The 12,494-nt window shown below is 56.6% G+C and carries 13 protein-coding genes; 10 read left to right on the forward strand and 3 right to left on the reverse strand.

Annotation, left to right across the window (positions count from 1 at the left end):
* Window positions 1–5: 5 nt before the first annotated feature.
* Together I9187_RS16475 and I9187_RS16480 are read left to right on the forward strand one after the other, a co-directional pair.
* Window positions 6–242, forward strand: coding sequence for a hypothetical protein (locus tag I9187_RS16475; RefSeq protein WP_171180454.1), 237 nt, complete (start codon window positions 6–8; stop codon window positions 240–242).
* Window positions 239–1,219, forward strand: coding sequence for a D-2-hydroxyacid dehydrogenase family protein (locus I9187_RS16480; RefSeq protein WP_171180452.1), 981 nt, complete (start codon window positions 239–241; stop codon window positions 1,217–1,219). Before I9187_RS16475 ends, I9187_RS16480 begins: the two co-directional genes overlap by 4 nt.
* Here the strand turns inward: I9187_RS16480 and I9187_RS16485 are convergent.
* Window positions 1,188–2,252, reverse strand: coding sequence for an AbrB family transcriptional regulator (locus I9187_RS16485; RefSeq protein ID WP_245223253.1), 1,065 nt, complete (start codon window positions 2,250–2,252; stop codon window positions 1,188–1,190). The genes I9187_RS16480 and I9187_RS16485 overlap by 32 nt on opposite strands.
* A 78-nt stretch (window positions 2,253–2,330) precedes the next feature.
* Between I9187_RS16485 and I9187_RS16490 the strand changes: the two genes are divergently transcribed.
* From I9187_RS16490 to tcuB, 3 genes are read left to right on the forward strand one after another with little or no spacing between them, the layout of a single operon-like run.
* Window positions 2,331–3,011 (forward strand): GntR family transcriptional regulator, encoded by a 681-nt coding sequence (locus I9187_RS16490; protein WP_171180450.1) that lies wholly within the window; start codon window positions 2,331–2,333, stop codon window positions 3,009–3,011.
* Between the two features lie 11 nt (window positions 3,012–3,022).
* Complete coding sequence (gene tcuA / locus I9187_RS16495) at window positions 3,023–4,417, forward strand: FAD-dependent tricarballylate dehydrogenase TcuA (RefSeq protein WP_171727795.1); 1,395 nt, start codon at window positions 3,023–3,025, stop codon at window positions 4,415–4,417.
* Window positions 4,407–5,486, forward strand: coding sequence for a tricarballylate utilization 4Fe-4S protein TcuB (tcuB, locus tag I9187_RS16500; RefSeq protein WP_171180446.1), 1,080 nt, complete (start codon window positions 4,407–4,409; stop codon window positions 5,484–5,486). Before tcuA ends, tcuB begins: the two co-directional genes overlap by 11 nt.
* 338 nt (window positions 5,487–5,824) lie before the next feature.
* Here tcuB and I9187_RS16505 read toward each other — a convergent pair whose 3' ends face one another.
* Entirely contained in the window at window positions 5,825–6,736 is a 912-nt protein-coding gene (locus tag I9187_RS16505) for a LysR family transcriptional regulator (protein ID WP_209940252.1), read from the reverse strand.
* A gap of 113 nt (window positions 6,737–6,849) precedes the next feature.
* Here I9187_RS16505 and I9187_RS16510 point away from each other — a divergent pair, with 113 nt between their 5' ends.
* Entirely contained in the window at window positions 6,850–7,785 is a 936-nt protein-coding gene (locus I9187_RS16510) for a VOC family protein (RefSeq protein ID WP_209940253.1), read from the forward strand.
* A 14-nt stretch (window positions 7,786–7,799) separates the two neighbouring features.
* Window positions 7,800–8,420: an alpha/beta hydrolase gene (locus tag I9187_RS16515; protein ID WP_209940254.1), complete on the forward strand. Its 621-nt coding sequence runs from the start codon at window positions 7,800–7,802 to the stop codon at window positions 8,418–8,420.
* Here the strand turns inward: I9187_RS16515 and I9187_RS16520 are convergent.
* The gene (locus I9187_RS16520; protein ID WP_209940255.1) at window positions 8,382–9,356 is read right to left on the reverse strand and encodes a LysR family transcriptional regulator; all 975 of its coding nucleotides are present in this window, start codon (window positions 9,354–9,356) and stop codon (window positions 8,382–8,384) included. The two genes, I9187_RS16515 and I9187_RS16520, sit on opposite strands and share 39 nt — an antisense overlap.
* A 283-nt stretch (window positions 9,357–9,639) precedes the next feature.
* Between I9187_RS16520 and I9187_RS16525 the strand changes: the two genes are divergently transcribed.
* The 3 genes from I9187_RS16525 (at window position 9,640) to I9187_RS16535 (ending at window position 12,494) form a co-directional block, all read left to right on the forward strand.
* A complete protein-coding gene (locus I9187_RS16525) occupies window positions 9,640–9,894 on the forward strand; it encodes a DUF1427 family protein (RefSeq protein WP_209940256.1) in 255 nt (84 codons plus the stop codon).
* A 30-nt stretch (window positions 9,895–9,924) separates the two neighbouring features.
* On the forward strand, window positions 9,925–10,629 hold the full coding sequence (locus I9187_RS16530) for a hydrolase (protein WP_209940257.1): 705 nt from the start codon (window positions 9,925–9,927) through the stop codon (window positions 10,627–10,629).
* A 131-nt stretch (window positions 10,630–10,760) separates the two neighbouring features.
* The gene (locus I9187_RS16535) at window positions 10,761–12,494 is read left to right on the forward strand and encodes an amidohydrolase (RefSeq protein WP_209940258.1); all 1,734 of its coding nucleotides are present in this window, start codon (window positions 10,761–10,763) and stop codon (window positions 12,492–12,494) included.

A 12,494-nucleotide genomic window follows, 5' to 3' on the forward strand; every position in this document is an offset into this window, starting at 1 on the left:
CCACGATGGACGACTATTCCGAATGCCTTGATATCGCGCGTCAGGAACTCAGGCTGGCGCAGTCGGCTCTGCGGAAGGATATCGCGGAATACCCAACACCGATTGCCGGTTGCGATGAGCAATTCAACCATCTGTTGGATCAACGCGAACGGGTTCGCAATGCGCTTGAAGCACTCGATAAACTTGATTTTGTGCCGACGCCAAGAAAACTGAACAAAAGTCAGGGTATAGAAAGTCGATGAAAGTTCACATTCTGGATGATTGGTTCGATACACTGCAGGACCTTCCCTGCTTCGGAAAACTGTCCGACCATCACGTGAAGGTCTGGACAGATCATGTCGAGGATACCGGCGAATTGGCCGCACGCTTGCAGGAGGCTGAGGCGCTGGTTTTGTTTCGCGAGCGCACCAAGATCACCCGGGATTTGATTGAAAAACTTCCAAACCTGAAATTGATCAGTCAGCGCAGCGTGTATCCGCATGTCGATTTGCAGGCATGCTCGGATAATGGCGTGCTGCTGTGTTCGAACATGCATGGTGGGACGCCTTCATATGCCGCAGCCGAACTGACATGGGCACTGATCATGGTCGGGATGCGCGATTTGCCTGCGCAGATGGCTTCGGTCAAAACGGGGCGTTGGCAGGCCGGAGTTGGCAAGACTCTGAGAGGGCGACAGTTGGGACTGTATGGATATGGGCGTATCGCCCGCGCTGTTGCTGGCTATGCCGAGGCATTCAAGATGAATGTGGTTTGGTGGTCTTCGGATGAAGGTCGGGCACGCGCGCAGGCCGACGGCGTGCAGATTGCTACAAGCCGCGAAGCGTTCTTTGCCAACAGTGATGTTGTCTCGGTCCATGTTCGCCTGAAGCCCAACACGAACGGTATCATCACAGCGTCAGATTTTTCGCAGATGCAACCGGGCGCGATGTTTGTGAACACCTCCCGGGCCGGGCTGATCGCTCCGGGTGCTTTGTTGGACGCGCTGAACGCTGGTCGCCCTGGGAAGGCCGCAATTGATGTCTTCGATACCGAGCCGCTCACCGACCCGAATGACCCCTTGCTATCGCACCCAAACCTGATTGCGACACCACATATAGGTTTTGTGACTGAGGACGAATTCGACCTGCAATTTGCAGACATTTTCGATCAGGTGAATGCCTTTGCTGAAGGTGCCCCTATTCACATGATCAACTCCGAGGTTTGGACCAGCGCAGAATAAGGTTGGCTGCTATGGGCGCGCCGATGATTACCAGCACGATCCTTGTCAGGTGGTGCGTGATCACAAAGCCCAGATCCGCGCCAGAAACGATGGCCAAGACCGTCATCTCTGCCTGTCCGCCGGGGGCAAAGGCCAAGAAAGCCTCAACCGGCTGACCGAAGCCCAACGTAGTGACAACGGCGGTGAAAGCGGCTGCGAGGATCGCAAGGACGATGACATAGGCGAAGCCCGCTGCAACCACCCGGCGGAGTTCGACCCAAGTGACGCCCACGAATTTCACGCCGATCCCGCAACCAATAAAGAATTGCGCTGCAAGTATGGCCTCGCGAGGCGGTCGAGTATGAATAAAATCACCCAGTGACAGAGCCGCTGTCAGGATCATTGGACCGAGGATAGATGCTCCGAACAGGCCGATCCTCTCACCGCCTTTCCAGCCTACAAGGGCGGCCAGTACCATCAGCGCCAACTCATGTATTGGCAGGTCGCGCGCAGGCTCTCCGATTGGGTTGGTGAGCTGGGCATCGTAGAACACTGTCAGAAACAGTGGGGCCAGTGCCACGATGATCAGCACGCGCGTACCGTGGATCAGGGATAGCGTACGCGAGTTGGCGCCTGCTTCGGCGCCAAAGATGATCATGTCCTGCAATCCGCCTGGCATGGCAGCATAAAACGCGGTCGTGGAGTCAAAACCCCAAATCTTACGAAAGAATGGTACGCCTACCAGCGCGATCAGCAGGATGAAGAACGGGACCAGTGCTATAGACGCGGCCATCTTCGGCAATCCGACAAAAAGTGCAGGGGTAATCGAAGCCCCAACTGCAACGCCGAGTATGGTGCGCGCTGCAACCGATATCTGACCAAAACCTTCCATAGGGGCATGCGCTAGGGCGGCGATCAGACACGCACTCATTGGGCCGAATAGAAAGGGCAGTGGCAGGTTCAACGCCCAAAATACTCCGGTGCCCAGCAGCGCAAGGACCAGTGTTACGGCCCGCTTTGTCAGGAAAGAGGGTGTTTTGTTTTGGGTGGACAAGGCACGGCTTTCGATAATATTGACTCATATCGTATCCAAATGTATACAAGTGGACGCAAGAATACAAGTGAGCGCTCGATGACCATTCAAGACGACCCCTATCAGACTGGCCCACAAGGCAATTCAGCGTATCAACACCTGCTGGATGAGATTCGGGATGGCACACTTCAGCCTGGCGAACGCCTACGCGAGATTGAGTTGTCAGAACGATTAGGCGTCAGTCGCACCCCTGTGCGCGAAGCTATCCGGCAGTTGGAGTCCGACGGGCTGGTAACTCATGTGCCACGGCAGGGCGCAACCGTACGCAGCCTCGATTATGCCGAAGTAATGGAGCTTTATGAGATGCGCGCGGTGCTCGAGGGAACCGCGGCACGACTAGCGGCACGTGCAGCGTCGGATGTCGAATTGGACGAGCTGTGCGTTTTGAATGATCGCTTGGCCGAGGCTGGCACAGGCTCGGAAGCGGCTCGGATCAACCGGATTTTTCACGCCACACTTTTGGACGCAGCAAAGAATCGGTTTCTTTCCAAGTCTATGTTGTCTTTGCAAAAAGCGCTGTTGATCCTTGGGCCATCACAATTGCTGGAGGGTGACCGGGCCGAGACAGCAGTGGCCGAGCATAAGCGCGTCATGGCTGCCTTAAAGGCCCGCGATGGCGCTGCGGCTGAAAAAGAAATGCGCGCGCATATTCAGGCCGCACAACGGATGCGTATTCGAGCGTTGCAAGAACGCGACCGGACAACCGACGAAAACCATTAGGTAGACAGGATATGACCACCCAAAAGGAAGCTTATGACATCGCTGTGATCGGCGGCGGGAATGCTGCTCTATGCGCTGCAATGACTGCTGCCGAGGCAGGCGCCCGTGTTCTGATTCTCGAGACAGCGCCAAAACCCTATCGTGGTGGAAACTCCCGTCATACGCGCAATTTTCGTTGTATGCATGGTGCACCTCTGGGTCCGCTGATCGAAAAATACAGCGAAGATGAGTATCTTGAAGATCTGCTCAAGGTCACTGGCGGCAAAACCGACGAACGTCTTGCTCGCCTCGCGATCCGAACCTCCGAGGAATGCCTTACGTGGATGGAAGAACACGGCGTGAGGTTTCAACCATCCCTGTCCGGGACACTGTCACTGGCGCGGACCAACGCCTTCTTCATGGGGGGCGGGAAGTCTCTGGTGAACGCCTACTACCGCACCGCGGCAGCTTTGGGCGTTGACGTGCTATACGAAGCTGCCGTGACGCATCTTGAACTGAACGGCGATCAGATTGAGTGGGTAGACTATACCTATGAAGGCCAGTCTCATCGCATCACGCCCAAGGCCGTCATCGTTGCTGCGGGCGGGTTTCAGGCAGATACCGATTGGCTCACTCGCGCATGGGGCGCGCCTGCGAAGAACTTCCTGATCCGGGGAACGCCCTATAACCGGGGCGTGGTGCTGGCTGATCTGCTGGATCAAAGCGTCGAAAGTGTTGGGGACCCGACCCAGTGTCACGCCGTTGCCATCGACGGGCGCGCGCCGAAGTTTGACGGCGGTATCGTCACTCGTTTGGATTGCGTGCCGTTTTCGATCGTCGTGAACAAAAATGCCGAGCGGTTTTATGACGAGGGCGAAGACGTCTGGCCCAAACGCTATGCGATTTGGGGGCGTCTGGTCGCCGCGCAGCCGGATCAGGTGGGCTATGTGATCATCGATGCGAAGTCGCTGAACCTGTTCATGCCCTCGGTGTTCCCTCCGCTAAAGGCGGACACCTTGGAGGAACTGGCTGGCATGATGGACCTACCCGCCGACAAGTTGAAGGCAACCGTTAGTGAATTCAACGAAGCTTGCGGCGACACCAGCGGATTTCATCCAACCGAGTTGGACGGGGTCACAACCTCGGGTCTGACGCCACCCAAAACCAACTGGGCTCGTCCGATCACCGATCCGCCCTTCTATGGCTACTCGCTGCGTACTGGCGTGACCTTCACCTATCTGGGGCTAAAGGTCGACGATACGGCCCAGTGTTCGACACCAGACGGCAAGATCAAAAACCTGTGGGCCGCGGGCGAGACGATGGCGGGTTCGATCCTTGGGCAGGGGTATCTGGCCGGTTTCGGCATGACCATCGGGACCGTTTTTGGACGCATCGCAGGACGTGAGGCTGCAGCCTATGCAAACTGATCTTTTTCAAGAAGCTCGCCGACAGGCTGAGATATGCAACGCCTGCCGGTACTGCGAGGGCTACTGCTCAGTCTTCCCGTCGCTGCACGCGGAACGCGCGTTCTCGGATGGAGACATCACGCAACTGGCTAATTTGTGCCACAACTGTCGAGGTTGCTACTATGCGTGTCAGTACACGGCACCGCACGAGTTCGATCTGAACCTGCCGAAAGCTCTGGCCGAAGTGCGGCGGGACACTTGGGAGAGCTTCGCCTGGCCCCAACCTCTGGCGCGGCGGTTCCATACTCACGGTGGCGCGATCGCGCTGGCCCTCGTCATCGGTTTTGCCGTGATGTTCTGGGCAATTCGCGCTGTTGGTTCCAGCGGAGGTGAAGGGTTCTATGCCGTCCTGTCCCATAATGCGATGGTCGCAATTTTCGCGCCGGCATTCTTGTTGCCACTCTTTAGCTTGGCTATCAGCCTGAGGCGCTATTGGGCGGAGGTAGGTGGCAAACCCATCCAATTGTCTGATCTGACTGCTGCGTTCAAACGCGCTGGCAAGATGCAGGACTTGGCCGCAGGCCACGGCGAGGGTTGCAACTTCGAGGACGAAGACCGGTTCAGTCAGGGCCGACGCCACATTCACCACGCCATCATGTACGGCTTCCTGCTGTGCTTTGCCTCGACCTCGGTGGCGACGATTATGCACTATGGGTTCGCGTTACACGCGCCCTACGGGTTCTGGTCCCTGCCAAAACTCTTTGGGGTTTCAGGCGGTATTCTGCTGACAGTGGGTTGCGGAGCTATGGTTTTTCTCAAGCAAAAGTCTGATCGCGAGCTTGGTGACCCGTCCGCATGGGGCGGCGAAATCGGGTTTGTCCTGTTGCTCGGATTTGTCGGGCTGAGCGGGCTGGTCCTTTACGTCCTCGGTTCAACTGATCTGATGCCCGCGCTGCTTGCCATCCACCTTGGATCGGTTCTGACGTTCTTCCTGCTCATGCCATACACCAAGATGGTTCATGGCTTCTATCGACTTGCAGCTTTGATCAGAGACGCGCAGCGTAAGAGAGAATTGTCAGTTGGTTGCTAGCAAACGTCCAACGCCGAGGGAGTAAAAAGTCGCAATTCAAGCGCATTTTGATGCCCTTTCTCGCTTCGTTCCAGCACCCCGGGTGGCGGTCAACTTCCGGATTGGGTCTGTTTACTGTGATTGACAACATCGACACGAAAGGCAGCTTTGTCCGCTTAGCGGTCGTTCGTTGCAACTTGCTGGAACGTCTGCACTGCGGACACTGCTGCCATTCACCTCCTTATGTTGAATGTCTGCTCAAAGCGAAGACAGTTTGTACTGTGAAAGTCTGTTTGAAACGGCTGGAGTTCGTGGCTTTCGGCAAACAGATTTCATTCAAATTTGCAGCCCAAGCTGCTTTAAACTTTTGTTTCCAGGTTCGGATGGTTCTGCACGAATTTTTCAAAGTACTCTGCAAACGTTCCGACGATCGGTGGGAGTTGTTCGTACGGGGGGTAGTACAGCGTCAACCATAACGACGTGATAGACCAGATTGGCATCACCTGCACGACTTGCCCGCTAGCTAATCCCTTGTCAGTAATGAAATCCGGTAGAACACAAATGCCCTCTCCTGCGACCGCAAGAGCGTAGAGGAAGTCTCCATTGTTGGAAATTATCTTTCTGCCTGCTTGAATTGAAACGTTGCCACCTGCATGAGAAAAATCCCAAGTTTCAGAGCGGCCTTGCGCGCTGTATGACATCAGAAAGTCTGGGTTCAGGTCGCGCGGATGATCAGGCCGGGGTATGCGTTCAAACAGAGATGGCGCAGCAATCATATGCCGCGGAACTTCGCATAATTTGCGCCAAATTGTCGATTTATCGGTCGGCGGGCCGGATACGCGTACAGCAAGGTCGCAGTTTTCCTCGATCACATCGAGTAGAGTATCGGTGAAGTTGATCTCGACTGAAATATTCGGATAGGCGAGACGAAACCCTGAGATCACTTGCGGCAGCAACGTGACACCCAGTGATACCGGCGCGGTCAGACGCAGATGGCCCTTATCAGGTTGATTGGCCCGTCGAAGATTTCGTGTGACCTCTTCAAACCCCTCCAATAGCGGTCTGTACTGCGCAAGGACAGTTGCGCCGGCGCTGGTTAGTGAAACTTGCCGAGTCGTACGAACCAGAAGCTGAGTGCCGAGGTCTTTCTCAAGCTGCGCTATGATGCGCGTTGCTGATGCCGGCGCGATGCCCAGTTCGCGCGCGGCCAAGGAAAAGCTTTTCAGGTCTGATACGGCGCGCAGAACGCGGATGGGCTTAAGCTCGATCATGTCAGCTTAATAATTCCGTTTTTGTCAATAATAAAGCCATATTATTGTCTATTCACTTTAATAATCGATGCGCCATCTGTGTTGCAAGTTGAACACTCGCCAAGGAGCAGAACATGATCAGAGACATCAAAGGGCTGCACCACGTCACATTGATGGCTGCAGACGCCAGCATCAACAACGCTTTCTTCACCAATACCCTAGGTCTGCGCCGGGTGAAAAAGACGGTCAATTTCGACGCGCCTGAGGTTTATCACCTTTATTACGGGGATGAGATCGGCACGCCGGGCTCGGTCATGACCTACTTTCCATTCGGTCAGATGCCTCGGGGGCGTCGTGGTGCCGGAGAGGTTGGCGTAACGGAGTTTGCCGTCCCCACAGGTGGTATCGCATTCTGGAAACAGCATCTTGCATCTGGCGGTGTGACCGGGCTGACCGAAAACACCCTCTTCGGAGAAAAGCGTTTGTCCTTTGACGGTCCCGATGGCGACAGCTTTGCCTTGGTCGAGTCTGATGCGCGAGGCCGGGCCGCCTGGACCCCGGGCGGTATTCCCGAAGAGGCGGGGATTCTTGGGTTCCGGGGCGCTCGGTTCGCTCTGAAGGATGTCGACGCGACGGGTGAACTGCTGACATTCATGGGATACCAGAAGGCCGAAACCGAAGATGACGTGACTCGCTATGTGATCGAAGGGGGCAATGCTGCGGACACGATTGATCTGCAGCAGCTACCGTCAAACACCCCGATCGCTGGTCAGGGCGCTGGGTCCGTTCATCATATCGCTTTTGCCGTCGAGGACCGCGCCGCACAATTGCGTGTTCGGCAGGCCTTGCTGGATACAGGCTATCAGGTCACGCCGGTTATCGACCGTGACTATTTCTGGGCGATCTATTTCCGCACGCCAGGTGGTGTGCTGTTTGAGATCGCTACGAATGAGCCAGGTTTTGACCGCGACGAAGACACGGCCCATCTGGGCGAGGCGCTCAAGCTGCCCACCCGTTACGAGCCACATCGCAGCAAGATCGAAAGTCTCTTACCCTCACTTGCATCATGATCTCAGAGGTTGAAATGTCCAAAGATCTCTATCAGGCGCTTGTGCATGCGCCTCAACCCGCCCGTCCGTTGGTTTTTGCCTTTCATGGCACCGGAGGGGATGAGCACCAGCTTGTTGAACTGGCCGGCAATCTTGTTGCGGGCGCCGGGATCGTGTCACCACGCGGCGATGTCTCTGAAATGGGGGCCGCGCGGTTCTTCCGCCGCACTGCCGAGGGAGTCTATGACATGGAGGACCTTGCCCGTGCGACTGACAAGATGATTGCGTTCATCGAAGCCCATCGCGCATCGCATCCGGGCCATCCGGTCTATGGCTTCGGCTATTCGAATGGGGCAAACATCTTGGCGGCAGTGTTTCTCAATCGCCCGGATTTGTTCGAGCGGGTCGGCCTTTTGCATCCGATGGTCACTTGGGAGCCGAACGCACATCCTAAGCTGGTGGGGCGGAAGGTTCTGGTGACCGCCGGACGACGGGACCCAATCACGCCATGGCCAATGACGGAACGCCTTATCAGTTGGTTTTCTGAACATGGTGCCGAGGTCACTTCGGATGTTCATGAAGGCGGACACGAGCTGCGAAACTCTGAACTGACGGCTCTAGCCTCCCACTTCAACGGGGATGTCGACCCCGGTTGAAGGTTCACGCATCGCATTCAACGTAGACAAGACGGCGGCTTCCTTGCGCGCCCAAGACATGAACTCATGAATATGCTCTTCACGTTCCCGGCCCGGGTGGCAACAAATGAAATAGCTGAACCCGGTTTCAACCACCGGGCCAAACGGGCAAACAAGCCGTCCGTCCGAAAGTGCGGAATACACCAGCAGCGAGCCACAAAGCGCGATACCCGCGCCCGCGATCGCCGCATCCACAATCTGGCCGCCCGGTGGCCTTTCGAACCGCATGGCTTTCGAAGGATCAACCGCATTCGAAAGCCCGGCATGTTGGCTCCAAAGAACCCAACTGGGAACCGATCCGGCCAACATAGGCGTTGTGTCGTACAGAACCTGCGTTGCCTTGATGTCGGCGGGGGACTTTACGCCGAACGTGTCCAGCACGCTTGGGCTGGCGACGACCAGCATCAATTCGCGGTGAAGCAACTCTGTATAACGGTCGTCGGGCGGCTCACTCGCATATCGGATTTCGATATCAGCGGTCGCGTGAGTTTTGTGGTCCGAAGGATTTTCGGACTCAATGTGGACCTGAACGTCGGGGTGGTTCTTGGTGAACTTGTGCAGCCTTGGCAAAAGCCACTTGCTGATCAGCGCATTGCTGGAACTGATGCGCAGTTTGGGGGTTTTCTTGGGTCGGACCTCATCGACCACTTGGCGGATCTGCAGAAACGCTTCGCTGATCGTTGGCTGCAAGCGCTGTCCTTCGGGTGTCAGATGGATCGCGCGGGTCTTTCGCACAAACAAGGGTATCCCAAGGTCCGCCTCGAGCGCTTTGATCTGTTGACTGACTGCGCCCGGGGTGACCGAAAGCTCATAGGCCGCTTCTTTGATCGATCCACGCCGGGCCGCCGCCTCAAAGGCGCGCAAACTCAGCAAGGAAGGCAATCTGGACAGGGGCATGGCATTTCAAAACTACAGTTTAGCCTAGCTAATGCATACCCGCAGAACTTCTGCTTTGTCGAGTTCAAACTACGCCCCACATCGAAGAACAACAGAGCTTGGAACTGAGTGAAATGATCAAGAACCACGAAAAAACATCGCGGGGGCGAACTCAAAGCAGATTGCTGGATAGGTACCACGAAAAGTCGTGTTGCCGGTTTCAGCACCGAACCCATACGGGGCTCGCACGCTCAGATAGCAATGCTGTCAATTCAATCGAACCTGTATTGCAAGGAGACCCGACGTGACTTGGCAACCCTACCTTATTTCGTTGGGCGCAGGTCTGGGGATCGGTGTGATCTACGGCCTGATCGCAGTCCGCAGCCCGGCCCCGCCAATCATCGCCCTTTTAGGTCTTCTTGGAATGCTTGCCGGAGAAGCCGCCGTGCAATGGATCAGGGGCCATTCCGACGCCGTGTCGCAGGCCCTGCATCTGAAGTCTTTCGCCGTGACGAAGGCGGACCAAGTCACAGAACCCAGCAAAACCGAACCCCTTTGACCCCATCCAACCTCAACCAAGGAACGAACAATGTCCAAACTTGATGTCCTGACCCCAGAGAACAGCCAGATCATCTTCATCGACCATCAGCCGCAGATGGCGTTTGGTGTGCAATCGATCGATCGTCAGACGCTGAAGAACAACACCGTTGCCCTGGCTAAAGCCGCCAAGATCTTTGACGTGCCCACAACCATAACCACCGTCGAAACAGACAGCTTTTCGGGGCACACCTATCCTGAACTTCTGGACGTTGATCCGCAGGCGCCTTTGCTGGAACGCACGTCCATGAACTCTTGGGACGACCAGAAAGTCCGCGACGCGCTGGCACGAGGGGCAGTGGAAGGCCGCAAGAAAATCGTGGTCTCGGGATTGTGGACTGAGGTCTGCAATATCACCTTCGCGCTGAGCTGCATGGCCGATACGGATTACGAAATCTACATGGTTGCGGACGCGTCGGGTGGTACGTCGGTTGATGCCCACAAATACGCAATGGACCGGATGGTTCAGGCCGGAGTTGTTCCGGTGACCTGGCAGCAGGTTCTGCTGGAATGGCAGCGAGATTGGGCGCGCCGCGACACTTATGATGCTGTTATAGAGCTGGTGCGCGAACACTCGGGTGCCTACGGCATGGGCGTGGATTACGCCTATACGATGGTCCACAAGGCCCCATCGCGCACCCGCCACGCCGGCCCGACGTTGGAAGCAGTGCCCGCCAGCAAGGTCGCCGCAGAATAATCTGCCGCGCCGCGCTCGCTCGGTCCCTTCATCCCTCCCCGTGAAACCGAGCGGGCAATTTCCCAAACCATTCTCATCTGTGCCCGACCGGCGGGCACCGACCTGTCCCGCTTTGCCAAAGGATGCAAATCATGGCCGCCCCAGACAAGATACTCTTCAACGGCAAGATCACGACAATGGATCCCGACATGCCCGAAGCTACAGCTGTGGCAATTTCACGGAACCAGATCACGGCTGTTGGTAATGACAAGGAGACACTCAGGCTTGCGGGCCCCGAGACCGAGACAATCGATCTGGGCGGCCAACGTGTGATCCCCGGTCTGATCGACAGCCATACGCACATCATCCGACAAGGCAACAACTTCGCCATGGAGCTGCGGTGGGACCACGTTCCGTCGCTTGCTGACGGCCTGCGTATGCTGAAGGCTCAGGCAGAGCGTACTCCGGCAGGGCAGTGGATCCGCGTGGTTGGCGGCTGGTCCATCGATCAATTCGCCGAAAAGCGGCTGCCAACCATTGATGAGATCAATGCAGTGGCGCCGGATGTGCCTGTCTATGTGTTGCATCTTTATGATCGTGCGTGGCTGAACAAGGCCGCCCTGCGTGCGATCGGCATCGACAAACACTTTTATGAGCCCTTTGTTTCGGGTCGCCTGGAGCGCGATGAACAGGGAAACCCAACCGGGCTGGCAATGGCGCGCCCGAATGCGCAACCGCTTTACGCCCTTCTGGATATGGCCCCCAAGCTGGATTTCGAACAGCAAGTCACCTCGACCAAACACTACTTCAAAGCGCTGAATGGCCTTGGGTTGACCTCGGCTTTGGATTGCGCGGGTGGCTTTCTGAACTATCCCGACGACTACGGTGTCATCACCGAGTTGAACAAGCGCGGCGAGCAAACCGTGCGCATTGGTTACCAGCTTTTTGCGCAGCGTCCGATGCTTGAGCTGGACGATTTCAAACGCTGGAATGACATCGTCAAACCGGATGAAGGCAACGACTACCTGAAATGCGTAGGTGCGGGCGAGATGCTGGTCGCGTCTGCCTATGATTTCGAAGACTTTAGCTACCCGCGCCCCGATCTGCCCAAGCGGATGGAGGGGGACCTCAGGCCGGTACTCGAATTTCTATTCGAAAACCGCTGGCCGATCCGTTTCCACTGCACTTACGAGGAAAGCGCCCACCGTTTGCTGAGCCTTATTGAGGAGGTAGGCCGCGACAAAGGGTTGGAAGAGCTGAATTGGATTTTCGATCACGGTGAGACGATTTCGGAATCCACCATGGAATGGGTTGCCCGGCTTGGCGGCGGTATCAGCTACCAAAACCGCATCGCTTTTCAGACGACGGCCTATCGCGACCGATACGGTGACGACGCCCTGCGCGAGGTTATGCCGGTCAAGAAGATGATGGCATCTGGTGTGCCGCTGGCCGCTGGCACGGACGCCACGCGAGTATCCTCATACAATCCATGGTTGGCCATTCATTGGGCGGTATCGGGCAAGGGCCGTGGTGGTGATGTAATTTGGAGTGCGGCGAACCGTTTGGATCGGCACGAAGCGCTGCGCCATTGGACTGCCGCCGGGGCTTGGTTCAGCCGAGAAGCGGGAAAGAAAGGTCAGATCAAGGCCGGACAATGGGCGGATATCGCTGTGCTCGACCGGGATTACTTCGCAATCGCCGAGGACGAGATCACCGAGATCGAGGCCGAACTGACGCTTACAGGCGGCAAGATCGTGCATGCCAAGGCGAGATTTGCGGCGCATGCACCGGCCCCACTGCCGGAACTTCCCGATTGGTCACCCATTCCTATTTTCGGTGCCCCCGGCGCTACGGTGCAAAACCAAGGCAGCCTTGCCGCGGAATAG

This window comes from Ruegeria sp. HKCCE4148, assembly GCF_017872495.1.
Lineage (GTDB): Bacteria > Pseudomonadota > Alphaproteobacteria > Rhodobacterales > Rhodobacteraceae > Ruegeria.